Source organism: Pseudomonas neustonica (assembly GCF_003797945.1).
Classification (GTDB): Bacteria; Pseudomonadota; Gammaproteobacteria; order Pseudomonadales; family Pseudomonadaceae; genus Halopseudomonas; species Halopseudomonas neustonica.
This window is the reverse complement of sequence record NZ_RKKU01000001.1, coordinates 151,817-174,637: the sequence shown is the minus strand read 5'-3', so window position 1 is coordinate 174,637 and position 22,821 is coordinate 151,817. Positions and strand designations below refer to the sequence as shown.

Below are 22,821 nucleotides of genomic sequence, written 5' to 3'. Positions count from 1 at the left end.
CGCCCTACCGAATCCTGCAGCGTCAGGCTAATTCAACCTGCAATACCCGAGCTGCTAGAATAACCGCCATGCCAAACACCCCCTTGCCACCCGCTCCTGAATACCCGCTGCCCGCGTCCTTCTTTCAGCAAGATGCCCGCAGCCTGGCCGTTGACTTGCTAGGCAAGGTAATCCGCAGGCAAATGGACGGGCGGTGGCTGTCCGCGCGCATCATTGAAACCGAGGCGTATCTGATAGCAGAAAAAGGCAGCCATGCCTCGCTCGGCTATACCGACGCCAGACGCGCTCTTTTTATGGAGGGTGGCACGATTTACATGTATTACGCGCGGGGTGGCGACTCCATGAACTGCAGCGCCGAAGGCGCCGGCAATGGCGTATTGATCAAATCAGCCTACCCGGTTGTTGATTCTATCAGCGACGCTAAAAGCCTGGAGCTGATGCAGCAGCTCAACCCTAACCGCGACGGCACTCAACGAACGCAGCAACGCCTTTGCGCCGGGCAGACTTTACTGTGTCGAGCTTTAGGAATTAAAGTACCCGACTGGAACGCCAAGCCATTTTGCCCAAACCAGCTGTTCATCGCGGACGATGCGTATCGGCCCTCAACAGTCGTACAAGCAGCAAGACTGGGCATACCCAGCGGCCGCGACGAAGCCCTACCCTACCGCTTTGTCGATGCTGACTTTGCCGCTTACTGCACACGCAACCCGCGGGGAAGAACACGCCAACCTGATCGCGACTACCGTTTGCTGAGCCTGCAACAGGCAAAGCTAAACGCGGTCTCTGGAGATACCCTTGCTGGTTGAACTAACAAGCTGGCTGGCCGAGCATCAGCAATGGCTGGGGCTGGCTATTTTTCTGATTTCATTTACCGAGTCACTGGCGGTCGCGGGCCTGGTAGTGCCAGGCGTGTTTTTACTCTTCGCCGTCTCAGCGCTAGCCGCCGGCGGCGGCATGTCACTAACGATTGCTGTCATGTGGGCCTTCAGCGGTGCCGTACTGGGTGACTTGATCAGCTTCTTTCTTGGCCGTTACTTCCATCAGAATATTCGCGACTTTGGCCCCTTCGTGCGCAATCCCCAGTGGATCGACGGTGGCGAGCGCTTCTTCCGGCGCTATGGCTGGCTTAGCGTGGTACTGGGTCGCTTCATCGGCCCCATACGCCCGATCATTCCCATGATCGCCGGGATGTTCGACATGCCGGTCTGGCGCTTTATCGCAATTAATCTGACATCCGCTCTTATCTGGGCACCGGCTTATCTGATTCCAGGCTACACCACCGGCCGCGCAGCCCAGTGGGCTGTGCCACCGTTTTTCTGGAGCCAGGCACTCAGCCTGCTGATCGGTGCAGCCATCCTGATCAGTTGCTGCCTCTACGTACTCAAGCTGCAAAAACGCTGGAGCTGCCTGGTTGCAGCGGCCTGCTGCCTGCTCTCACTGCTAACCTTGGGTATGAATCAGCGCGCACTGACGATCTTTGACAGCACGCTGGTCAGCAGTGCTGATCACCTGCGACTGCCGGGCGACAATCACACGCTGATATTGACCCCACAGGTTCTGCTGGTCGTCGTGCCGATTACCGCCTTGCTAATGCTGTCCCGGCGATGGAATCACGCCGCCATGCAGGTCTGCTCATTGGCATTGGCACTATCAATGTCCTGGCTGATCAACCTCACCGGCGGGGCCAGCATCAATGCCCTACTGACCGCCATACTCTGCGCTCTGGTGGTGAACTGTAGCCGTAATCAGCGTTTTTGGGTGCGCAGTGCCTGGTTGCTCTACCTGCTGCCGCTGGTGCTACTGATTGCCAGCAATGTGCTGGAGCACCAACAGTTTCTGCCACTCGACATGCTGCGCAGCCTGCTAGTAGGAATCAGCGCCAGCTTGCTAGCCTGCTGGCTGGTGGAGCGCGTCAGCCCGATGACACGACTGGTTCCAATTCAGCGCTGGCTGATCGCCAGTTGGCCTTTTATCGCCGCCGCCTGGGTTCTCTGGTAACCGCGCGCACTCAATCCGGCTAAGCCTGCAGCACCTCGAGCCATTCACTGATCTGTTCGAGGCGCTCTTGCGGATAATCCACCGCCAGCAGGTGCGTTTTCTGGTCCAGACTGAAAGGCAGCAAGTAGGCCAATTGATAGGCCAGCGCTTGCAGGCTACTACCAATCGGTGGCAACCCAAGATCCGTCGCCACAGGATGCTCCAGTAGCGTGGCATGCAGACTCTCCAGCTCTTCGTGCGCGTGACTCAGCGGCTGATCTGCTGCCTCTTCACGCCAGTCCACCTGGGCCTGAACCAGACCATCAGCAGCTACTTCGACCTGGCTAACCTGCGCCCGCCGACCGCCCACTACACGTATACCCAACAGACCGTTATCACGCTGCTGAAAATCCACTATCTGCGCCTCACACCCCAAAGCACTGAAGCGCAGGTCACCCGTCCCCGACTCAGGGCCTTTCTCCAGGGCAACCACAACAAACCCTTCGCCAGCCTTAAAGCAGCGACTGACCATATCCAGATAGCGCGCCTCGAACAATTGCAGGTCGAGAGTACAACCAGGCAATAACACGGTTTTTAACGGGAATAATGCAGTTTTATCGCTCATGCAATCCTCTTGTCATCTTGCCTATACGGGCATAGCCTGCCGAAGGAAGGTCGAATCATTCAGCAAACCAATATAAGGCCGCAGTAGATTGACCCCTACCCCGGGGCTTGCAACCATTCACCCGGAAACGCTCGCAACCGCAGATTAGCATTGCAGCGGGCAGGTACGCACACCCCACGTGGGCCACAATAAGAGTCACGGAGAACGCCATGACAGCAATACCAGTTAGCGAACTTACTTCATTGATCGGCAAGGACATGGGTCATTCGGAATGGCTGCAAATCGATCAGGAGCGGGTAAACCAGTTTGCCGAATGCACCGGCGACCATCAGTTCATCCACATCGATGAAGAAAAGGCCAAACAAACCCCGTTTGGCGGCACCATCGCCCACGGCTTTCTGTCTCTATCATTGTTGCCAGCCCTGTCAGCAGGCCTGATGCCTCGTCCCGAGGGTCTAAAAATGGCCGTCAACTACGGCATGGATAGCCTGCGTTTTATCCAGCCGGTACGTGTTGGCTCGCGCGTTCGCCTGCACACGACCATTATCGATGTCACCGAGAAGAATCCAGGGCAGTGGCTGATGAAAGCACGCAACACACTGGAGATTGAAGGCGTGGACAAGCCAGCCTTCATTTCTGAAGGGTTGTCGCTGTATTTCGTCTAACCCCCGCCATTGTGGCCGGACCCGCCTATCTAGCGAAGCGGCTCCGGCCCACATTCAAAGCTTGAAGCTAACCGTCACCATGGCGGCAGCCGCACCTAGCAACACCACGTCACTCGAAACTCGGCCATAAGTAGCCTCCAGGGAAGGGATAATCACCGGCGCAACACCAAAACGGTTGAGTGGAATCTTGTCTCTGTACTCGCCCTTGTAACCTTCCAGCAGTCCCCCCGTCAGTTTCAGGTGAAATGCTGACTGCCCCAGTGCGAAACGCTTACCGTAATAAACATAGTTGGCGCGCTCACCAAAAGAATGTTTAAAGGTTGCCGCTCCCCACAAAGTGGCGTCAGGCAGATGTCGCTCCAAGCAGATCAACTGCTGATGGTTATTATGGTCCGGATCGGGCGAATAATGCACCGTGTAAACACTGGTTTGCACGCTCCAGAAAGCGTCCTGCACATCCCGGCTATCCGCCGCCCATGTCGTCAGTGGCAACCCTGCCGCCAAAAGAACAACGACACCATTTAGCGCAATCTTTAGCTCGCTCACATTATATCCCGCATCATTCACCCCACCGAGCAAGCAACTGCTGGGGGATATCCAGTTGATTGAGAATGCGCGCAACCACGAAATCGACCAAATCAGCCACCGAAGCCGGGTTATGGTAGAAGCCCGGACTGGCCGGAAGAATGACCGCACCCATCTGGCTAAGCTTGAGCATGTGCTCAAGGTGAATAGTTGAGAACGGCGCTTCACGCGGCACCAGAATCAACTTACGCCGCTCTTTCAAAGCCACGTCTGCCGCGCGTTCGATCAGATTATTGCTCGCGCCGGTCGCGATCGCCGACAACGACCCGGTGGAACAAGGGCATACCACCATGGCGCTCGGCGCGCCCGACCCAGAGGCAACCGGAGCCATCCAGTCCTGCTTGCCATATACCCTGATCTGTCCCGGCTTGGCGGCAAAGCGCTCAACTAAGAAAGCTTGCAGGGCCTGTGGCTTGGCGGGCAACTGCCACTCTGTCTCGGTAGCCACAACCAGTTGCGCGGCCTGCGATATAAGAAACGAAACCTCCACACCTGCTTGTACCAGGCACTCCAGTAATCGCATTGCGTACTGAGCACCAGAAGCGCCCGTCACCGCCAGCGTTACCCGCTCAACCATGACGAACCTCCAGGGCTTGTACCAGTTTCTGATGAATACCACCAAAGCCGCCATTACTCATGATGACGATGCGTGTCTGCGGCGTAGCGCTATCGACTACCTGCTGCACGATGGCATCCAGATCGGTCATCACCTGCGCCGGCACCGGACTAGCCTGCACCACCGGCTCGAGCGACCAATCCAGGCCAGCAGGCTGATACCAGATCACCTCGCTGGCATCACTTACACTGGCCGGCAGCGCCTGCATGTGGCTGCCCAGGCGCATGGTGTTGGAGCGCGGCTCGATAATCGCGATCAGGCGCTGATCACCGATCTGCGCACGCAAGCCAGCGAGTGTCGTCGCGATGGCCGTAGGATGGTGCGCGAAGTCATCGTAAACGGTGATTTCGTTGATTTCCGCCAGTTTTTCCATGCGTCGCTTGGCGTTACGAAAACCGGCCAGTGATGCAATACCCTGCGCCGGCGTAACGCCCACGTGCCGCGCGGCCGCCAGCGCAGAAAGCGCGTTGGCTACGCTGTGTTGGCCGGTTTGCTGCCATTCAGCGACGCCCTGCAGCTCACCGTCCAGCCAAACCTCAAACTGCGAGCCATCCGCTTTTAATAACTTCGCCTGCCAATTGCCGTCATCGCCGGTTGTTTGGCACGGTGTCCAACAACCCATTGCAATCACTCGATCCAGCGCCGCCACCCCTTGCGGGCGAATAATCAGCCCGCAAGCCGGTACCGTTCTGACCAGATGATGGAACTGGCGCTCAATCGCTGCCAAATCAGGAAAGATATCCGCATGATCGAACTCAAGATTATTCAGGATCGCGGTACGCGGGCGGTAATGGACGAACTTGGAGCGCTTATCAAAGAAGGCGCTGTCATATTCATCAGCCTCCACCACGAAAAACGGCGTATCGCCCAGCCGTGCCGAGAGACCAAAATTTTGCGGCACTCCCCCAATCAGAAAGCCCGGCGCCATGCCCGCATCTTCCAGCAACCAGGCCAGCAAGCTCGAAGTAGACGTCTTGCCATGAGTGCCGGCGACCGCCAATACCCAGCGCTCCTGCAGCACATAACGCGCCAGCCACTCAGGCCCCGAGACGTAGGGCATACCTTTATCCAGCATGTACTCGACTGCCGGATTACCCCGACTCATGGCATTGCCGACAATCACCAGGTCTGGCGCCGGCTGCAGGTGGGCAGGATCATAACCTTCCTGCAAGGCAATACCCTGCGCCTCCAACTGGGTACTCATCGGCGGATACACATTGGCATCCGAGCCACTCACCTGATGCCCCAGCTCGCGCGCCAGCAGCGCCAGCGAGCCCATAAACGTACCGCAAATACCCAGAATGTGCAGATGCATTGATTAGGCCTTGTACCCTTTTGATCGATCGACAACCCGCAACACAGACAGTCGCAGGGCCGAGAAAGTTGCGCCTTTGAGCGCCACACTGTTTATTGGCCGATACTATCACGACCGGCCAAGTGGCAGGGGTTACAGCCTGATTGTCATGCAACCGGGACGGCTTTGGGCTATCATTCGCCCATCTGTCCGCACCGCTTTACGCAGTTACTACGCCGCGCCCAGAGGCGCGTCGAAGCAACGGACCTGCGGCAAACATCTTTTTAGTCTCTACACATGGAGTACGCATGACCGTCAAGAACGCTTTTTATGCCCAGTCGGGCGGTGTTACCGCTGTTATCAATGCATCTGCCGCTGGCGTGATCGAAACAGCCCGCCAACACCCCGACCAGATTGGCACGGTCTACGCCGGTCGCAATGGCATCATCGGCGCCTTGACCGAAGAGCTCATTGATACCAGCCTGGAGTCGGTAGACGATATCGCCGCCCTGCGTCACACCCCGTCTGGCGCCTTTGGCTCTTGCCGTTACAAACTGAAAAGCCTGGAAGCCAATCGTGCCGAGTACGAACGTCTGATCGAGGTATTCAAAGCCCACAATATCGGCTACTTCTTTTATAACGGCGGTGGCGACTCAGCCGACACCTGCCTCAAAGTTTCCCAGTTAGCGGAAACCCTGGGCTACCCAATCCAGGCCATCCACGTACCCAAGACCGTCGACAACGATCTGCCAATTACCGACTGCTGCCCCGGTTTTGGCTCCGTTGCCAAGTACGTAGCCACCTCTATTCGCGAAGCAGGCTTTGACGTTGCGTCAATGGCCGCCACCTCGACCAAGGTGTTCATCCTTGAAGTCATGGGCCGCCATGCCGGCTGGATTACCGCCGCCTGCGGCCTGGCTAATGAAGGCGAAGGTCAGCCACCGCACATTTTGCTGTTCCCGGAAATCGAATTCGACCAGGCCGCGTTTCTTGCTCGCGTCGACGAGTGCGTAAAAAATCACGGCTACTGCGTTATCGGCGTATCTGAAGGTATCAAGAATAGTGCTGGCAAGTTCCTCTCCGAGTCCGGCCTGACCGATGCTTTCGGTCATGCTCAATTGGGCGGCGTAGCCCCCACCATCGCCAAACTGGTACAAGAAGAACTGGGCTATAAATATCACTGGGCGGTAGCAGACTACTTGCAGCGCTCAGCACGCCATATCGCTTCCAAGGTAGATGTGGACCAGGCTTACGCATTGGGTCAGGCCGCAGTGAAGATCGCGCTGGAAGGCAAAAATTCGATCATGCCGGCGATTCGACGCTTGCAGGACGCGCCTTACGAATGGGATATCATCGAAGCACCACTGAAAGATGTGGCCAACGTCGAGAAATTCATGCCCCGGGACTTCATCACCGAAGACGGCTTCCATATTACCCAGGCCTGCCGCGACTATCTCTCACCATTAATTCAGGGTGAAGACTTCCCGCCATTCAAAAACGGTATGCCGCATTACGTTACGCTCAAGCGCCAAACGGTCGCTAAAAAGCTGCCCCCCTTCACGGTTTAACGTCTTTGCGTAAAAAACCGCCGCAACCCGCTTTGGGTGCGGCGGTTTTTTTTGGGTGCCTGATTGCAGATTGTCTCATGCTGATGCAGGATGAAGTGATCGACCAAAGAAAACCTCATAGCCATTTAATGACCAATTGTGGGTAACCGTATGCGCATAATTCAGGCAGATGTAGACCGCCTAGATGAAATAACGCCCCTGTTCATCAAGTACCGCGAATATTACGGGCAACTGCCCAAGCCCGAGGCCTCACGCCGTTTTTTAGAAGCCAGGTTGATACACGAGCAGGCGATCATCCTGATAGCAGAAGACGAGGACACCGGCAAAGCCATGGGGTTCTGCCAGTTCATTCCCAGCTTCTCGGCGCTTACGCTCTCGGCAGCCTGGGTCCTCAAAGGCATCTATGTCACCGAAGAGGCGCGCCGGCAGCTGGTTGCTGACCGACTGATCAACCATGCCAAGGAATTGGCCAAAGCGGCGGGCGTTGATCGCATGACGGTCATGACCGGCGAAGATAATATGGCGGCGCAAAGTCTGTATCGCTCCCTCGGCTTTAGTAATGATCACGACTTTATGTATTTCGCGCTCAAACTCAGCTGAGAACCGTCGGCCGGAGGCAATCATGGCCGGCCGATGTCTCGCGCGAGCATTTGCTCGTCTAAGACCAAGGTACACTGGGTTTTGCTTGGTATCGTCGGCCTAAGCGCCTATAATGCCGGCCAGTTTTCAACTATGGCCGAATCAGGTAAACCATGAGCTACGACCAGATCCCCGCAGGCAAAGACATTCCCAACGACATTTACGTCGCCATTGAAATTCCAGCCAATCACGCGCCGATCAAATATGAGATCGACAAGGACAGCAGCACACTGTTCGTTGACCGTTTCATGGCGACGCCGATGTTCTACCCGGCGAACTATGGCTACATCCCCAATACTCTGGCCGACGACGGCGACCCGCTCGACGTGCTAGTGGTTACTCCGCATCCCGTTGCGCCAGGCGCTGTCATTCGCGCGCGCCCGGTTGGCGTGCTGCACATGACCGATGATGGTGGTGGCGATGCCAAGGTAATCGCGGTACCTCACGACAAACTGAGCACTCAGTACCGTGATATTAAAGAATACACTGATCTGCCTGAGCTGCTGATCCAACAGATCAAGCACTTCTTTGAACACTACAAAGATCTGGAAGCAGGCAAGTGGGTCAAGATTGACCGCTGGGGCAACGCCGACGAAGCCCGTGCGGAAATTGTTAAGGCTGTAAACGCTTACCAAAAATAAGCGTTTCGCCCTGTTAAAAAGCCGGCCACAAGCTGGCTTTTTTTATGCCCGTGCATCAGCCTTGTATCCCCTCTGCCCGGATTACCTGCATGACCGACCGTTACTTCGATCAGATTGGCGCTCACTTTGCGCGCAAAATCTACGCCAGCCCCAAAGGCGCTATTCGCCTTGCGGTGCTGACCCGCGACCTTGAGCAATGGATGCAGGGGTTGAGCAGCAATGACCGGCCGCTGCGCATCCTGGATGTAGGCGCAGGCCTGGGCCATGTCAGCGAATGGTTGCTGTTGCGCGGACATCACCTAACGGTCAGCGAGCCCTCACAGGAAATGCTCGAGGCTACCCGCGAAAGGCTCGAGTCGATAACAGCCGCGTCCAATGTTACTTATCTGCAATTGCCACTGCAGGCACTACCGCAACGTTCAGAGCAGTACGACTTGGTAATCTGCCATGCGGTACTGGAATGGTTAGCCGACCCCGCCGCCGCTCTGCAGCTGCTTTCGCAGCTAGTCGCACCATCAGGCGCTATTTCACTGGCTTTCTACAACCGTGACGCGCTGGCCTACAAGAACCTGATCAAGGGCCAATTCCATAAGTTGAGAGCCAACCAGTTGGCCGGACAGGGAAAGCGCAGCCTAACGCCGCAGCAACCACTGGACCCACGTGAGATGGCGCTATGGAGTTCTGCAGCACAACTCTCGATCAATGCCAGTAGCGGTGTGCGCGTTTTTTATGACTACATGCCCGAGCCATTCAAGAGCCAGTCCAGTCTCGAAGACCTGATAGATCAGGAGCTGCATTACAGCCAACACCCGGCCTATAGTCACCTTGGCCGCTATCTGCATTGGTGGCTACAACCAGCACCCCGTTAGCCGTTCTCCACACGGTTGCGTCCATTACCTTTAGCAGCATAGAGTGCCGCGTCAGCGCGCTCGACCAGGTCGTCAATATCATCCGCAAGCGGATCGCTACCAATCGCCGTTCCCAGGCTGATGGTGACCGCAAGACGCTGCCCGTCCACGACAAACTCACTGTCGCAAAAAGCCTTCCGAACGCGCTCAGCAATGGCAACCAGTTCCGTTTGACTCTCGACCAGCGCCAATACCCCAAGCTCCTCACCACCCAAGCGAAATGCAACGTCGTCGGGCCTTATCGCCGCAGTCAAGCGCTGCCCCACCTGCACTAAAACGTCATCGCCGATACCATGGCCATGCTCATCGTTTATCCGCTTGAAAAAATCCAGGTCGCCGTAAATAAAGCCCACCTGCAAAGAGTCACGAACAGCCCGTCGGTGCCATGAAGGCGAAATCTGCTGCAGCGCCTGACGATTCCACAGCTGTGTCAGGGGATCAATCAAGGCTCGTCTTTCCGCATGACCCAAAGCCTCCAGCAATCCCTGCTTTTCGAACCTGAGCTGATGTGCGGCAAAAAGCCCCTCTATCAGCTTCGCAAAGTCTTTCATTAGCTGCATCTGCTCATCCGTCAGCGTATGCGGCTGGGGGTCATTCAGGCAAAAGGTGCCAATACGACTACCATCCGGCGCATGCAAGGGCATACCGGCATAGAAACGCACTTCAGGCGGTCCGACGACCATCGGGTTGTCGGCAAAGCGAACATCCTGCAGCGCATCGTTAACCACCATGAGCTCATCGCTGAGGATAACGTGCCCGCAAAAAGAGGTAGACCTGGGACCTTCCAGAGAAAGAATACCGATACGAGACTTGTACCATTGCCGTTCAGAGTCTATCAGGCTGACCAACACGCCCCTTACCCCAAACGCACTTTTGGCAATACGCAACAAGGCGTCCACATAAGGATCCGGCGGCGTGTCCAGCAAGAAGAGTTCGTGCAGCGCGGCCAGCCGCGACACTTCATCAGCAGGTAGATCAGGCTCAATCATCAATAGCTCCTCTAGTACCCATAGCATAGCCTCTCATCAGCGAATCACCGCTGTGAGTATCAGACTATCCAGCGGTCGCGCCGCCACAGATACACAAACCAGCCCCCCAGCAGTATCGAACGCAGCCACATGAAACAGAAAAAGCCTAGCCATACGCCATGGTTGCCCAGTCCTTGAAGACTCCAGGCCAATGGCAGATACAGCAGCAGAGCTGCCAGCATAGCGTTACGCATGGCGCGTGCGCGAGAAGCTCCGATAAACAAGCCATCCAACAAATAGCTCCACACAGCAGCTAGCGGCATAACCGCCATCCAGGGGAGGTATATCGACGCTTGACGTCTGACGTCAGGCAAATCGGTAAGCAAGCTGATGATCGGCTGACCCAACAGTAGAAACAGCAGCACAAAAATGCAACTGAGCACTAGCGACCATAACGTCGCCACCACCAACACCTTGCGCAGTGCTTGTGGATCTCGCCGACCAAGCGCATGTCCACCCAAGGCTTCCAGCGCGTGTGCTAAACCGTCAAGGCCATGCGAGGTCAGCAAAAGAAAATTGAGCAGCACCGCGTTGGCGGCAACCACTTCGTCACCCAACCGCGCGCCCTGTACAACCAACAGATAGAAAACCGACTCCAGCGCCAGGGTGCGAATGAGAATATCGCGATTTACGCGAATCAACGGCGCAGCACCTTGTAGACGCAGCGCCTGCAGCCAGGCAAACCGGCCCGGGTAACGCAACAGGACTGGACGCAACAGAAAAAGCCCCAGCAGCAGGCCGAGACAGTCGCTAAACACCGTAGCCCAAGCCGCGCCAGCCACACCCCATTGCAAAACGACTACCAGCAGCAGATCCAGCAGCACGTTACTCAGGTTGACCGCAAGCAGAAGTAAAAACGGGAAGCGACTATTCTGAGCGCCAATAAACCAGCCAATCAAAACAAAGTTGGCCAGAGCAGCGGGTAGACTGTAAAGCCGGATGCCGACGTAAAGCCGCGCTTGATCGAGCAGCGCCTGGCTGCTATCCAGAAAATACAGCCCCATATCAATCAATGGCTGTTGCAACAGCCAAACAGCCAGAGAGATCAGCAACCCCAACCAGAGCGGCTGAAGCAGCACGCGGCGCAGCGTCGTGCCATCTTCCGCACCACAGGCCTGCGCGGCGAAGCCGGTAGTGCCCATACGAAGAAAGCCGGCAGCCCATAGAACGAACGTAAAAAGAGTACTACCAACGGCCACACCGCCAAGAAAGTGGGCACCGTCAAGGTGGCCGACAACCGCCGTATCGACCAGACCAACCAGGGGCACGCTGATATTGGACAGTATCATCGGCAGCGCGATAGCCCAGACCCGTTTGTGGGTAGGCATATCGCGCCATAGCGTCAATAGGTTACCGCGCTGCACCACGCGCTAGCCACCGGCTCGCTTAACCCTGAAACCCTCGAGCGTAAGCAACTCAACCAGTAACTCGGCCTTGTCTCCCTGAATTTCGATCACACCATCCTTGACCGAACCACCACAGCCACAGCGATTCTTTAGTTTCTTTGCCAGTGTTTTCAGCTCATCAGCAGCGAGCAGCACACCCGACACACTGGTAACGGTCTTACCACCACGCCCCTTGGTCTCGCGCCGCACACGCACAACACCATCGCCCTCCGGCACGGCTGGCTCGGCGCAACGGCACTCAGCCTGGGGCTGACTGCAATCCGGGCACATACGTCCGGTCTCGGTTGAGTAGACCAGGCCACCCAAGGCCTGCAGGCCATTCTTTTTCATCATGCTATTCCACAGAAATTTGTTTCAGCAACCGCTGCAGGGCATCCAGCGAGTCTGGCGCATACTGTTCGCCGTCACGCTGCCATTGACTATGCGGATCTATCCAGCGCACATCCTGCACTTCTTCAGGCTGCAAAACCAAAGGACCGTCCCAGCAACAGCTGAACACACCCGCCCAAAGCCGGCTGTCGGAGGATTCGAAATAAAAGCGCAGGTGCTCGGTCAACTCGACACCAAACACGCCCAATTCTTCAGCCAACTCCCGTTCAGCGCCTTGCGCATAACTCTCACCCGCTGCCACCACACCACCTGCCGCAACATCCCAAAAGCCCGGATACAAACGCTTGTGGTTGGTACGTTGATGCAGGCAGAGCTGGCCGCTGGAATTGAATACAAAAATAAAGGTGCAGCGGGTAATTAGCCCGCGCACCTGCGCGTCACCACGACTCACTGCACCTAGCGGCCGGTCGTTCTCGTCAACATAGGTTACGAGCTCCGCCGCAGATGCCGCGAGATACGCCTCTATTGCCGATTTATTCACTGACTAGCCCTGTTCAAGCAACCGACGCAGGTCGATCATCGCTGCGTTTGCGCGTGACAAGTAATTAGCCATTACCAGTGAATGGTTTGCCAGTACACCGAAGCCGCCACCGTTCAGCACCATGGGACTCCACAGCGTTTCCTGAGTTGCTTCCAGGTCACGAATAATCTGTTGCAGGCTGATCAACGCATTCTTTTTCGCCAGCACGTCGTGAAAATCATGCTCGACCGCACGCAGCAAATAGACCAGCGCCCAAGAGGTACCGCGCGCCTCATAGAACACATCGTCGATTTCCAGCCAAGGAGTCGTGTTACCCAGCTTGCCGCCTTCGATCAAAGGTGCACGTCCGACACTAGCGGACAGACGCTGCGACAGAGATCCCAGCCGCGTGCTGACATCACCTACCCAGCTCGCCAAATTATCGGCACGAGCATAAAACTGAGCATCGCCCTGGTGCAGACGGGTGATATAGCTTTCCAGCTGCTTCATGCCCTTGCGGTATTCACTCTCGCTGGAGGGAAACATCCAGCGGTTGTTATTGGTGCTGAACAGAGGCTCTGCCTTGGCCAGATTGGCATCCTCAGTCGACTGCGACTGCGAGCGCGCCATATCTCGGCGCAGCGCACGACTCATATCACGCACCTGAACCAGCACCCCAAACTCCCAGCTCGGCATATTGTCGAGCCATAGTCCGGGTGGAAAACGATCATTACTGAGATAGCCGCCGGGTTTATTCAACAATTCAACCATGAGCGAGTCCAGCGTGCGCGCGGTGTACTCCCCGGTCACCATCTGGTTTTGCTCGGGACTGGCAACCAAGGGGCCGAGATCAGGTTCACGACTCCAATACCAACCTACCACCAGGCATATCAGCAGATATACCAGCAGGACCACCAAAACGATCTTACCGACCATCGAACCGGTCATGCTGCTATCGCCACTCAGCTCCGTGCGCTTTCCGAATCTCATGTCTGCACTCCTGTTTCAAATCTGCACCCAGCATATCACGGGCGGATGCGGGCGAGGCCAGTACGACCGCCGAACAAGCAAGGCATATAGCCATCATTCATCAATCTGCAACACAAATGACATTATGCTCGCAGGCTCGCCCATCCCCACTCCAGCATCAGCGGGTCTGCCATGCGCCTAAAAACACTCACCTTTCTTAACACCGGATTGCTAGTCGCTGTAGGTATAGCCCTAGGCGCAAGCCTCTGGTGGTCACAAAACGCGCTGAAAGCACCCTACGGGCTGATGGACACCTACTTGAATATAGTCGCTCAAGTACAAAGCCTGCAGCGCGACACCGAAGCTTACCGCCGCAGCGGTGATGCATTGCGTCATCAGCAGGCGCAAAACACCGCGACCGAACTGGCAAACAGCCTCCTGCAGTTGCCTGCCCGCATCCGCCAGCCACTGGAACAACCGCTTGCCGATTTCACCACATTTGTCGGTGGCGACCTGCTCGCCGTGGGCAAGCTGGCCGGCGACCCACAAGCCTTGCTGGTGCAGGCCGAACGGGAAATACTGGGCGAACTACACAACCTGACCCTTTACGCCAATGCTAGCGCGCTGGAAAACAACCGACAGGCGCTGAACTACATCAGAATACTGGATAATCTGCAGCACGACCTGCTGCGCATCAGCCTGGCCCGCGCACGCCTGTTCAGTCAGGACGACCCATCGCTGCTTGAGAACCTGAAGCGCCTAATAGCCGGAGCACAGAAAGAGGTGCAAGAGCTTCAGACCTTGCCACTGCTGGGCGTCGTTAGCGAAAGCGATGACAACCAAGACCCCTTCGCCTCCCTGCTGGGCATAGACAGTAGCGTCAAAAGCACCCAGAGCGACCCCGGAGAAGACTACAAAAGGGCGTTGACCTCCCTGCTGGCACGATATCCCACTGAGCTTGAGCGCACCGGCGAGTTGATTGCACAGCGCGCCAGACTACAGGACATAACCCGCCAGCAAATCACCAAGCTGCAGGAAGGCGCCGACCTTATCCGTCCGGCGCTGACGGCCGAACGCGACAGCATTACTCATCAGATACGTAATGTGCAGCTTGCCATCATCGCTCTTATTATTGTCATTGCACTCATCATCGACCACATCCAGCGCTCTGTCGCTCGCGCCATAAACCATTTCGCACCAGCGCTGACTACCTTCGCCAGCGGCGACTTGCGCGAACCGGTACAAACCCAGAGCAAAACCAGCGAACTGGTGCAGCTGGAGCTCTCGGCCAACCAACTACGCAGCTACCTGATCAACTTGGTCACCACAATCAATCAGCAGGCTGAGGCGTTGAGCGGCACCAGCTTGCATTTGCAGCAGCTCTCTGCCGCAACCCATGACCGCGCGGCTCAGCAACAACGGGACACTCAGGAGATAACGCAGGATATTGGCAGCATGGAGGACGCTGTACGCTTGGTAGCGACTAGCGCTGCCGAGAGTGCCGAACTGGCCCGCTCCGCCAACCAGGAGGTGCATGATGGCCAAGAAGTTATTGGCGGCACCATAGTACAAATGCAGCAGCTGGTCGGTGACGTGGAAGCCACTGCGAGTACGATTGATCGTATGGTCAGCGAATCCGAGACCATAGGCAGCGTGCTGCAGGTCATTCAGGGAATCGCAGAGCAAACCAATCTATTGGCGCTGAATGCTGCCATTGAGGCCGCGCGTGCCGGTGAAGCGGGCCGTGGCTTTGCCGTGGTTGCCGACGAGGTCAGGCAACTGGCCAGACGCACAGCCGGCTCCACCCAGGAAATCCAACAGTTGATTGAGAGCCTGCAAAACGTCGCCCGGCAATCAGCCAGGCAAATGACCGCGCAGGTACAACACGCCCAACATACTGCCCAACAGGGCCAGCGTGCAGAAGCCGCCCTGAATAACATCGTGCGCGTAATACTGCGCATCAGCGAACTAGCCGAGCACATCGCAAACCACACTGATACCCAGTCAGACCAGGTGCGCACCATCCGTGAAAACAGCCAGCAAATTCGCCAGCTAACCGAGCAAAACCTGAGCATGGTGGGCGAGACCCAAAAGCACACTCAGCAGATCGGCCTGCGCAGTGATGCCCTGGTATCTGCCGTATCCGGGTTTAAAATCTGAGCGCTGAAGGATTCAGCAACGAATCCTTCAGCGCGCGCGGCCACCCGCCCTTTCCCCCGGACCAACCAGCCATTATGATGGCTGTCCCTTATTTGGCCGGGTGCACGATGCGACTGTTCCGTTTTTTCATCCTGCTGTGTCTGCTAGTAGCGGGCAACGCGCAGGCAGCGTTCCCGAACACATCCAGCAACGCCTCTGGCTCGCTGACCAGCTCCTTTCAAGGCAGCAGCAACCAGGCCGACTTCCTGCCAGTACATGAAGCCTTTCGACCCGGTTTGCTGGATGCCAACAACCAGCAGATTCGCGTCATATTCGATATAGCCCCCGGCTACTACCTCTATCGCCACCGTCTGCATTTTACCCTGCACGGCGCGGAGCTGACGCCCCAGCTACCCGAGGGAAAGCACAAAACTGACGAGTTCTTTGGCGACGTAGAGGTGTATTACAACCAGCTTGATGTAGTGCTCGACGTCAGTGCGCTGGCAGCAGGCGCCAATCAACTCACTGTGGGCTTTCAGGGCTGCGCAGACGCCGGACTCTGCTACCCACCCGAAGTCGTTACCCTGGAGCTGCCGGACTCTGGCGCCGCCAGTACCTCTGACTCAAGGGTGACAACAATCGGCTTTAGCCAACTCCTGGACCAGGAATCCGGCGGACTGGCCTTGCTGCTGTTTTTTGTCGCGGGTCTGGGGCTGACATTCACTCCCTGCGTACTACCCATGCTGCCCATTTTGTCGAGCCTCGTGTTGGGACGCGCAAGCATCAGCCGTGGCCGCGCACTTACCCTGGCGCTGGCCTATGTGCTCGGCATGGCAGTCACGCTAGCCATTGTTGGTGCCCTGATTGGCAGCTTCGGTGCAGCGCTGAATATACAAGCCCGCCTGCAGTCGCCTTGGGTTCTCGGCGCTTTCGCCGCCTTCTTTGCCCTCTTTGCCCTGGCCATGTTCGGTCACTTTGATCTCAACCTTCCGCGTTTTCTGCGCGAGCCCCTTGAGCGTATGCATCACCGTACCCAGGGTGGCTCGCTGGCCGGAGCGGCAAGCATGGGCGTGCTATCCACCTTGGTGGTATCACCCTGTATCTCGGCACCGCTGGCTGGCGCACTCGTCTACATCAGCACTACCGGCGATGCGCTGGGCGGTGGCTTCAAACTCTTCGCTCTCGGCTTGGGCATGGGCGTTCCATTGCTACTGGTCGCCCTGTTTGGCAGCGCCTTATTGCCACGCTCCGGCCCGTGGCTGAACACGGTGAAACATCTGTTTGGCTTTGGTTTGCTCGCAGTCGCTATCTGGCTGCTGGAACGCTTACTGCCAGGCACCCTGAGTTTGGCGCTCTGGGCGGCGCTAGCTGCCGGGCTGGCCGTACGTATCGGCTTATTCAGCGCCGACCATGGCAACCACCTGCGACGCACGCTCGCCCTACTGGTAGCACTCTATGCCAGCGCCGCGCTATTCGGCGCGCTCGCCGGCGGTGAAGACCCACTGCGCCCGTTACAGCCCTTCAGCGGAGCCTCAGACAATAAAGTCAGTACTGACTGGTTCGTCACTGTCGACGACCCTGCGCAGCTCGACCAAGCGTTGCGCACTGCGGCCGCGCAACAACAGCCGGCCATCATCGACGTTTATGCTGACTGGTGCATCAGCTGCAAAATCATGGAGCGCGAGATATTGAGCCAGCCTGACGTACGCGAAGCGTTGAAAGGCTACGCCCGAATCAAGCTCGACCTGACTGAGAACACAACAGCGCAGCGCACCTGGCTCACTGACCATCAGCTCTTTGGCCCTCCGGCCTACCTGTTTTTCAGCCCTTCTGGCAGCGAACTGACTGACCTGCGAATTCAGGGTGAAGTAAACAAAGCTGAATTCATGGGTGTACTGCAACAGGCCGCCTCCGGCAACATTACGCCTTAATGCGGGCATCATGCTGGCATTTGGTGCTAACCTTCAGGTTATGGACAGTGCAATCTGTTTCCGGCAAACTGCCGACTAACTCACTGACTGCCTAGTCACACGGACTCAGCAACGGAATAAACGTTAATGGCCAGCATACTGGTCCTGCATGGACCCAACCTCAATCGCCTCGGCAGCCGCGAGCCCGGCGTCTATGGCGCCACTACGCTGGAGCAGATCAACCAGCATCTGCGCGAATTTGCCAGCCAACGCGGCCACCATCTGCTGAGCCTGCAAAGCAACGCCGAGCATGAATTGATCGAGCGTATTCACGCCGCCGGCGATGAGGCCATCGACTTCATCCTGATCAATCCAGCCGCGTTTACACACACAAGTGTCGCAATACGTGACGCATTGCTCGCAGTGAGCATCCCATTTATCGAAGTTCACTTATCCAACGTGTATAAACGCGAACCTTTCCGTCATCACTCCTATTTTTCGGACGTTGCCGAAGGCGTGATTTGCGGGTTGGGCGCCCAGGGCTACGAATTGGCCCTGCAGGCAGCAATACACAAAATAGAACAATCCTGAATACGATTAACCCTGCTCTGGAGTGCAAGCATCAATGGATATTCGCAAAGTCAAAAAACTAATCGAGCTTCTGGAAGAGTCCGGCATCGACGAGCTGGAAATTCACGAAGGTGAAGAATCCGTTCGCATTAGCCGCCACAGCCAGCAACCCGCTGCACCACAGTATTACGCCGCACCGCCGGTTGCAGCCGCACCTGCTCCAGCAGCTGCCGCCGCGCCAGCTGCACCTGCTGTAGAAGCAGCACCGGCAGAGCCATCCGGTCATCTGGTACGTTCGCTCATGGTCGGCACTTTCTATCGCTCGCCCTCACCGGCCGCTGCCTCTTTCGTTGAAGTAGGCCAGAGCGTCAAAGCTGGCGACGTGCTGTGCATTGTCGAAGCCATGAAAATGATGAACCACATTGAAGCCGACAAGAGCGGCGTGGTTCAGTCCATCCTGGCAGATGACGGCCAGCCGGTGGAATTCGATCAACCCCTGTTCAGCATCGCCTGAGCCCGGCCCGGAGCCTTCGATGCATAAAGTACTAATAGCCAACCGTGGTGAAATTGCATTGCGCGTTATTCGCGCATGCAAGGAGCTGGGGTTGAAGACCGTAGCGGTGCATTCCACCGCTGACCGCGAGCTGATGCACCTGGCAATGGCGGACGAAACCGTCTGTATCGGCCCACCCAGTGCAACTGACTCCTACCTGAACATTCCCGCAATCATCAGCGCGGCCGAAGTCACCGGAGCCGATGGCATTCATCCCGGCTATGGCTTCCTGGCTGAGAATGCCGACTTCGCCGAGCAGATCGAGAATTCCGGCTTTACCTTCATCGGCCCCAGTGCTGAGGTTATTCGCCTGATGGGCGATAAAGTATCGGCCATTGCTTCCATGAAGGCGACCGGTGTACCAACTGTGCCTGGCTCAGACGGCCCGCTACCGGAAAATGACGATGAAGAGTGCCTGCGCATCGGTCAACGCGTCGGCTACCCGGTCATCATCAAAGCGGCTGGCGGTGGCGGTGGGCGCGGCATGCGTGTAGTGCACGATGAAGCCGAGTTGATCAAGTCAATCAAGCTCACCCGCACCGAAGCAGGGGCTGCCTTCGGCAACCCGATGGTCTACCTGGAAAAATTCCTCACCAACCCTCGCCACGTCGAAGTGCAGGTGTTGTCTGATGGCCAGGGGCATGCCATTCATCTGGGCGACCGCGACTGCTCTTTGCAGCGTCGTCACCAGAAAATCATTGAAGAAGCACCGGCACCCGGTATCGACGAAAAGGCCCGCGCTGAAGTGCAGGCCCGTTGCGTGCAGGCATGTATCGATCTGGGTTACCGCGGCGCAGGTACCTTCGAGTTCTTGTACGAGAATGGTGAGTTCTATTTCATTGAGATGAACACCCGCGTACAGGTCGAGCACCCGGTGTCCGAGATGGTCACAGGTATCGACATCGTCAAGGAGCAGATCCTGGTGGCCTCTGGCCAACCACTGAGCTTCACCCAGGACGACGTCGTCATTCGTGGCCACGCCATCGAATGCCGGATCAACGCAGAAGACCCCAAAACCTTTATGCCAAGCCCTGGCACGGTTACCTTTTACCATGCCCCCGGTGGCAACGGCGTGCGCGTTGACTCGCACCTGTACAGTGGCTACAAAGTACCGCCCTACTACGATTCTCTGGTCGGCAAGTTGATCACTTACGGTGCTACCCGCGATGAAGCACTGGCGCGCATGCGCAACGCAATCGATGAACTGGTAGTTGATGGCATCAAGACCAACGCACCGCTGCACCGTGAGCTGGTTCGTGATCCTGGTTTCTGTGAAGGTGGCGTTAACATTCACTACCTGGAGCATAAGCTGGGTTTGAAATAGCCCAGTCAGAGGCAAGCAGTACTGCCCCACACCGGGATGCGAAGTATCGCATCCCGGTTTTTCTTTCAGCTTCAAGCTATAAGCTTCCAGCTTTTGAGGTAAATCATGTCCTGGTTGCAACTGCGTCTCGCCATTACCCCAGAGCAGGCCGAACGTCTGGAGGACGAATTACTGGAACTTGGTGCGGTATCGGTAACCTTCATGGATGCCGAGGACCAACCCATTTTCGAGCCAGACCTGGGTACAACCCCGCTCTGGTCCAATACCCATCTGCTCGCGCTATTTGAAGCAGACACTGACTCTGACACACTAATTCAGCACCTCAAGCTGCTGCATCAGGGCGAGCTACCTGCCCATGAGCTAGAGCAAATCGAGGATCAGGACTGGGAACGTAGCTGGATGGATAATTTCCATCCCATGCGCTTTGGTCAGCGCCTGTGGATTGTGCCAAGCTGGCACGCTGCGCCCGAGCCGGAAGCGGTTAACTTGTTGCTGGACCCAGGCCTGGCTTTTGGTACCGGCACTCACCCGACAACCGCACTCTGCCTCGCCTGGCTCGACGGCCAGCAACTAGCCGACAAGCAGATTATCGATTTTGGTTGCGGCTCAGGCATCCTGGCCATCGCAGCCCTGTTGCTTGGCGCAAGTCACGCCGTCGGAACCGATATTGACGTGCAAGCATTGGAAGCTTCCCGGGACAATGCGCAGCGCAACCAGATCGCCGACCAGCACTTCAGCCTTTACCTGCCAGAAGATATGCCCCAGCAACCAGCCGACGTGGTCGTTGCAAATATTCTAGCGGGTCCACTGGTAAGCCTGGCGCCGCAACTCGCCAGCCTGGTGCAGCCCGGCGGACTGATTGCTCTATCCGGTATTTTGGCCGAACAAACCGATGAGATCCTAACGGCTTATCAAGGTTTCTTTGAACTGGACCCGGTCGCCGAGCAGGATGGCTGGATACGTGTTAGTGGTCGTCGCAGGCAGTGACAGCCTGACCCGCTTATAGGCAAAATACCCACTCGAGTCCGTCACACGTACAGGATGTCTGGCACACCATGAGCGAACTGCAGGTAACGCAATGCCCTTACTGCAAAACTCACTTCCGCCTGTCTCAGGAACAACTGAGCGCAGCCGCCGGGAATGTTCGCTGTGGTGCCTGCCTCAAGGTATTCAATGCACTGGATAACAGCGATACCAAAGCGCCTGCAACATCAACGCCAGCCGAGCGTCACAACGCCGCAGGCGAGCTGCTGATTCACGATGACCTCGAGCTGGACGACCTCGACCTGGAAGCTCTGGGGCTGGACGAGTCCATTGTCGAGGAGGTCAACCCGCCACTATCAGCCAGCCGCGAGCCGGAGCAGTCGCGGGCCACCATGGGCACGCAGCAGCCGCAAGCGCCAGAACAAAGAGAACCCGAACAGCAGATCTCACCAATAGTGCCGGATCAATCACCACTCCCTGAACATGACACCACTGTTGGCGAACCCCACAGCAGCGATGACAGCGGGCTGGATCTGCACGACGATTTTCTGGCCATTGCGCCAGCACCAGCGCTGCAAGCACAGAAAACCAGCCCCCCCCCCGCAGAACCCGAAAGCCAGACACATAAAGCCGCGCAAGATACGACTCCAGCCAAGGCACGCCTGCTGCCTCTGCAAGATGAAACAGTGCCCGGCGGAATCTTTATGCGCGGCAAGCCTGCTGGCACACCGGTTGAAAAAGACGACCAGGCAACACTAGAAACAGGTCTCTCGGCTGAGCCCGCGCCAGCAGAACCCAGTGATACTGAAGAGCAACATCAGAGCAAGAGCAGTAAAACCCGCAGCGAACCAAGCCTCGATGGTAACCTAACCCTCCCCGAACTGGAGGACGAGCCACTACTGCTGGATGAAGTCGGATACCCGCCCCGCCGCCGCCAAAGCTGGATCTGGACACCCTTGTGCCTGCTCGCAGTAGTCGCCCTGGTGGCTCAGGCTGTCACCTACAACTTTGATGCCTGGGCCCGCGATGCCCGCTTGCGCCCCATGCTGGAAAGCATCTGCCTGTTGGCTGGTTGTGAACTTCCGGTTCGCGTCGATATTAGCCTGGTTCGTAGTAGTAATTTGCTGGTTCGGCCACATCCCGAATTCCCCAATGCAGTAGCTATTGACGTCATCATTTATAACCGCGCTGATTACCCACAACCTTTTCCTGTTGTGCGCATGACCTTCAGCGACAATCGTGGTGATAGCGTCAGCGAGAAACGCTTTCGGCCAGAAGAATACCTGGGTGGAGAACTGGCCGGGCGTAACCTGATGCCACCACAAACCCCTATCCACATTGCGCTCAGCATGGTTGCTCCCGGCCCCAAAGCAACTAGCTACAACCTGGATTTTCTCAGCCCCTGATCGCCCGCGGCCATAGTTGTTCTTGGCTAATTAGTCAATGCGAAACTGTACAAAAAACAGCCAGATCAGTCTTTAACCAGTCATGCTTTGCAGGTATTATGTTCGCCCTTTTCACACTTCTTATCTGCGACTGAGCCAATGGCTCGGCGCGGGTGAAGTGACTC

23 protein-coding genes are annotated in these 22,821 nt (G+C 56.9%); 14 read left to right on the top strand and 9 right to left on the bottom strand.

Annotated features, from left to right (window positions below; genetic code table 11):
• The first annotated feature begins 59 nt into the window (after positions 1-59).
• Together EF096_RS00720 and EF096_RS00715 are read left to right on the top strand one after the other, a co-directional pair.
• Complete coding sequence (locus EF096_RS00720) at positions 60-806, top strand: DNA-3-methyladenine glycosylase (protein ID WP_372237831.1); 747 nt, start codon at positions 60-62, stop codon at positions 804-806.
• A complete protein-coding gene (locus EF096_RS00715; RefSeq protein WP_158611214.1) occupies positions 796-1,998 on the top strand; it encodes a DedA family protein in 1,203 nt (400 codons plus the stop codon). Before EF096_RS00720 ends, EF096_RS00715 begins: the two co-directional genes overlap by 11 nt.
• A 19-nt stretch (positions 1,999-2,017) precedes the next feature.
• Here the strand turns inward: EF096_RS00715 and EF096_RS00710 are convergent, their stop codons facing one another.
• A complete protein-coding gene (locus tag EF096_RS00710; protein WP_123887686.1) occupies positions 2,018-2,602 on the bottom strand; it encodes an LON peptidase substrate-binding domain-containing protein in 585 nt (194 codons plus the stop codon).
• Between the two features lie 209 nt (positions 2,603-2,811).
• On the opposite strand from EF096_RS00710, the gene EF096_RS00705 reads away from it, so the two are divergent.
• Entirely contained in the window at positions 2,812-3,267 is a 456-nt protein-coding gene (locus EF096_RS00705; RefSeq protein ID WP_123887685.1) for a MaoC family dehydratase, read from the top strand.
• A gap of 54 nt (positions 3,268-3,321) precedes the next feature.
• Here the strand turns inward: EF096_RS00705 and EF096_RS00700 are convergent, their stop codons facing one another.
• From EF096_RS00700 to mpl, 3 genes are read right to left on the bottom strand one after another with little or no spacing between them, the layout of a single operon-like run.
• On the bottom strand, positions 3,322-3,813 hold the full coding sequence (locus EF096_RS00700) for a sn-glycerol-3-phosphate transporter (protein WP_123887684.1): 492 nt from the start codon (positions 3,811-3,813) through the stop codon (positions 3,322-3,324).
• Between the two features lie 13 nt (positions 3,814-3,826).
• Positions 3,827-4,429 (bottom strand): flavin prenyltransferase UbiX, encoded by a 603-nt coding sequence (locus tag EF096_RS00695; RefSeq protein WP_123887683.1) that lies wholly within the window; start codon positions 4,427-4,429, stop codon positions 3,827-3,829.
• Positions 4,422-5,783 carry a UDP-N-acetylmuramate:L-alanyl-gamma-D-glutamyl-meso-diaminopimelate ligase gene (gene mpl, locus EF096_RS00690; protein ID WP_123887682.1) on the bottom strand — a complete coding sequence of 454 codons (1,362 nt, stop codon included), beginning with the start codon at positions 5,781-5,783 and terminating at the stop codon, positions 4,422-4,424. The genes EF096_RS00695 and mpl overlap by 8 nt, the downstream gene beginning before the upstream one ends.
• Before the next feature lie 287 nt (positions 5,784-6,070).
• Between mpl and EF096_RS00685 the strand changes: the two genes are divergently transcribed.
• The 4 genes from EF096_RS00685 to EF096_RS00670 all read left to right on the top strand — a co-directional run bounded on the left by EF096_RS00685 (position 6,071) and on the right by EF096_RS00670 (position 9,479).
• A complete protein-coding gene (locus tag EF096_RS00685; RefSeq protein WP_123887681.1) occupies positions 6,071-7,330 on the top strand; it encodes a 6-phosphofructokinase in 1,260 nt (419 codons plus the stop codon).
• A 150-nt stretch (positions 7,331-7,480) separates the two neighbouring features.
• Entirely contained in the window at positions 7,481-7,930 is a 450-nt protein-coding gene (locus EF096_RS00680; RefSeq protein ID WP_123887680.1) for a GNAT family N-acetyltransferase, read from the top strand.
• 152 nt (positions 7,931-8,082) lie between these two features.
• A complete protein-coding gene (ppa, locus tag EF096_RS00675; RefSeq protein WP_123887679.1) occupies positions 8,083-8,610 on the top strand; it encodes an inorganic diphosphatase in 528 nt (175 codons plus the stop codon).
• An 89-nt stretch (positions 8,611-8,699) separates the two neighbouring features.
• On the top strand, positions 8,700-9,479 hold the full coding sequence (locus EF096_RS00670) for a methyltransferase domain-containing protein (RefSeq protein WP_123887678.1): 780 nt from the start codon (positions 8,700-8,702) through the stop codon (positions 9,477-9,479).
• Here the strand turns inward: EF096_RS00670 and EF096_RS00665 are convergent.
• Genes EF096_RS00665 through EF096_RS00645 form a run of 5 tightly spaced genes read right to left on the bottom strand, consistent with a single transcriptional unit; the run spans position 9,476 to position 13,792 of the window.
• Positions 9,476-10,534 carry a GGDEF domain-containing protein gene (locus tag EF096_RS00665; protein WP_123887677.1) on the bottom strand — a complete coding sequence of 353 codons (1,059 nt, stop codon included), beginning with the start codon at positions 10,532-10,534 and terminating at the stop codon, positions 9,476-9,478. The genes EF096_RS00670 and EF096_RS00665 overlap by 4 nt on opposite strands.
• Positions 10,535-10,566: 32 nt before the next feature.
• The gene (locus EF096_RS00660; protein WP_123887676.1) at positions 10,567-11,874 is read right to left on the bottom strand and encodes an MATE family efflux transporter; all 1,308 of its coding nucleotides are present in this window, start codon (positions 11,872-11,874) and stop codon (positions 10,567-10,569) included.
• Between the two features lie 42 nt (positions 11,875-11,916).
• Positions 11,917-12,285 (bottom strand): translation initiation factor Sui1, encoded by a 369-nt coding sequence (locus EF096_RS00655; protein WP_123887675.1) that lies wholly within the window; start codon positions 12,283-12,285, stop codon positions 11,917-11,919.
• A gap of 1 nt (position 12,286) precedes the next feature.
• Complete coding sequence (locus tag EF096_RS00650) at positions 12,287-12,823, bottom strand: NUDIX hydrolase (protein ID WP_123887674.1); 537 nt, start codon at positions 12,821-12,823, stop codon at positions 12,287-12,289.
• A 3-nt stretch (positions 12,824-12,826) separates the two neighbouring features.
• Entirely contained in the window at positions 12,827-13,792 is a 966-nt protein-coding gene (locus EF096_RS00645; protein WP_123887673.1) for a DUF2333 family protein, read from the bottom strand.
• Between the two features lie 171 nt (positions 13,793-13,963).
• On the opposite strand from EF096_RS00645, the gene EF096_RS20240 reads away from it, so the two are divergent.
• The 7 genes from EF096_RS20240 to EF096_RS00610 all read left to right on the top strand — a co-directional run bounded on the left by EF096_RS20240 (position 13,964) and on the right by EF096_RS00610 (position 22,657).
• Positions 13,964-15,931, top strand: coding sequence for a methyl-accepting chemotaxis protein (locus EF096_RS20240; protein WP_123887672.1), 1,968 nt, complete (start codon positions 13,964-13,966; stop codon positions 15,929-15,931).
• A 113-nt stretch (positions 15,932-16,044) separates the two neighbouring features.
• A complete protein-coding gene (gene dsbD, locus EF096_RS00635; protein ID WP_372237832.1) occupies positions 16,045-17,841 on the top strand; it encodes a protein-disulfide reductase DsbD in 1,797 nt (598 codons plus the stop codon).
• A gap of 126 nt (positions 17,842-17,967) precedes the next feature.
• Positions 17,968-18,411 (top strand): type II 3-dehydroquinate dehydratase, encoded by a 444-nt coding sequence (gene aroQ / locus EF096_RS00630; protein ID WP_123887670.1) that lies wholly within the window; start codon positions 17,968-17,970, stop codon positions 18,409-18,411.
• Positions 18,412-18,445: 34 nt separating this feature from the next.
• On the top strand, positions 18,446-18,904 hold the full coding sequence (gene accB / locus EF096_RS00625; protein ID WP_123887669.1) for an acetyl-CoA carboxylase biotin carboxyl carrier protein: 459 nt from the start codon (positions 18,446-18,448) through the stop codon (positions 18,902-18,904).
• Positions 18,905-18,923: 19 nt separating this feature from the next.
• A complete protein-coding gene (gene accC / locus EF096_RS00620) occupies positions 18,924-20,267 on the top strand; it encodes an acetyl-CoA carboxylase biotin carboxylase subunit (protein ID WP_123887668.1) in 1,344 nt (447 codons plus the stop codon).
• A gap of 105 nt (positions 20,268-20,372) precedes the next feature.
• Positions 20,373-21,254 (top strand): 50S ribosomal protein L11 methyltransferase, encoded by an 882-nt coding sequence (prmA, locus tag EF096_RS00615; protein ID WP_123887667.1) that lies wholly within the window; start codon positions 20,373-20,375, stop codon positions 21,252-21,254.
• A gap of 68 nt (positions 21,255-21,322) precedes the next feature.
• Positions 21,323-22,657, top strand: coding sequence for a zinc-ribbon and DUF3426 domain-containing protein (locus EF096_RS00610; protein ID WP_123887666.1), 1,335 nt, complete (start codon positions 21,323-21,325; stop codon positions 22,655-22,657).
• The last annotated feature ends 164 nt before the right edge of the window (positions 22,658-22,821 follow it).

What these genes read in the sequence shown, in the direction of transcription:
- EF096_RS00710 (WP_123887686.1), bottom strand. Translation starts at nt 2,602, where the DNA reads ATGAGCGATAAAACTGCATTATTCCCGTTAAAAACCGTGTTATTGCCT.
- EF096_RS00705 (WP_123887685.1), top strand. Translation starts at nt 2,812, where the DNA reads ATGACAGCAATACCAGTTAGCGAACTTACTTCATTGATCGGCAAGGAC.
- EF096_RS00695 (WP_123887683.1), bottom strand. Translation starts at nt 4,429, where the DNA reads ATGGTTGAGCGGGTAACGCTGGCGGTGACGGGCGCTTCTGGTGCTCAG.
- mpl (WP_123887682.1), bottom strand. Translation starts at nt 5,783, where the DNA reads ATGCATCTGCACATTCTGGGTATTTGCGGTACGTTTATGGGCTCGCTG.
- EF096_RS00685 (WP_123887681.1), top strand. Translation starts at nt 6,071, where the DNA reads ATGACCGTCAAGAACGCTTTTTATGCCCAGTCGGGCGGTGTTACCGCT.
- EF096_RS00680 (WP_123887680.1), top strand. Translation starts at nt 7,481, where the DNA reads ATGCGCATAATTCAGGCAGATGTAGACCGCCTAGATGAAATAACGCCC.
- ppa (WP_123887679.1), top strand. Translation starts at nt 8,083, where the DNA reads ATGAGCTACGACCAGATCCCCGCAGGCAAAGACATTCCCAACGACATT.
- EF096_RS00670 (WP_123887678.1), top strand. Translation starts at nt 8,700, where the DNA reads ATGACCGACCGTTACTTCGATCAGATTGGCGCTCACTTTGCGCGCAAA.
- EF096_RS00665 (WP_123887677.1), bottom strand. Translation starts at nt 10,534, where the DNA reads ATGCTATGGGTACTAGAGGAGCTATTGATGATTGAGCCTGATCTACCT.
- EF096_RS00660 (WP_123887676.1), bottom strand. Translation starts at nt 11,874, where the DNA reads ATGCCTACCCACAAACGGGTCTGGGCTATCGCGCTGCCGATGATACTG.
- EF096_RS00655 (WP_123887675.1), bottom strand. Translation starts at nt 12,285, where the DNA reads ATGATGAAAAAGAATGGCCTGCAGGCCTTGGGTGGCCTGGTCTACTCA.
- EF096_RS00645 (WP_123887673.1), bottom strand. Translation starts at nt 13,792, where the DNA reads ATGAGATTCGGAAAGCGCACGGAGCTGAGTGGCGATAGCAGCATGACC.
- EF096_RS20240 (WP_123887672.1), top strand. Translation starts at nt 13,964, where the DNA reads ATGCGCCTAAAAACACTCACCTTTCTTAACACCGGATTGCTAGTCGCT.
- aroQ (WP_123887670.1), top strand. Translation starts at nt 17,968, where the DNA reads ATGGCCAGCATACTGGTCCTGCATGGACCCAACCTCAATCGCCTCGGC.
- accB (WP_123887669.1), top strand. Translation starts at nt 18,446, where the DNA reads ATGGATATTCGCAAAGTCAAAAAACTAATCGAGCTTCTGGAAGAGTCC.
- accC (WP_123887668.1), top strand. Translation starts at nt 18,924, where the DNA reads ATGCATAAAGTACTAATAGCCAACCGTGGTGAAATTGCATTGCGCGTT.
- prmA (WP_123887667.1), top strand. Translation starts at nt 20,373, where the DNA reads ATGTCCTGGTTGCAACTGCGTCTCGCCATTACCCCAGAGCAGGCCGAA.
- EF096_RS00610 (WP_123887666.1), top strand. Translation starts at nt 21,323, where the DNA reads ATGAGCGAACTGCAGGTAACGCAATGCCCTTACTGCAAAACTCACTTC.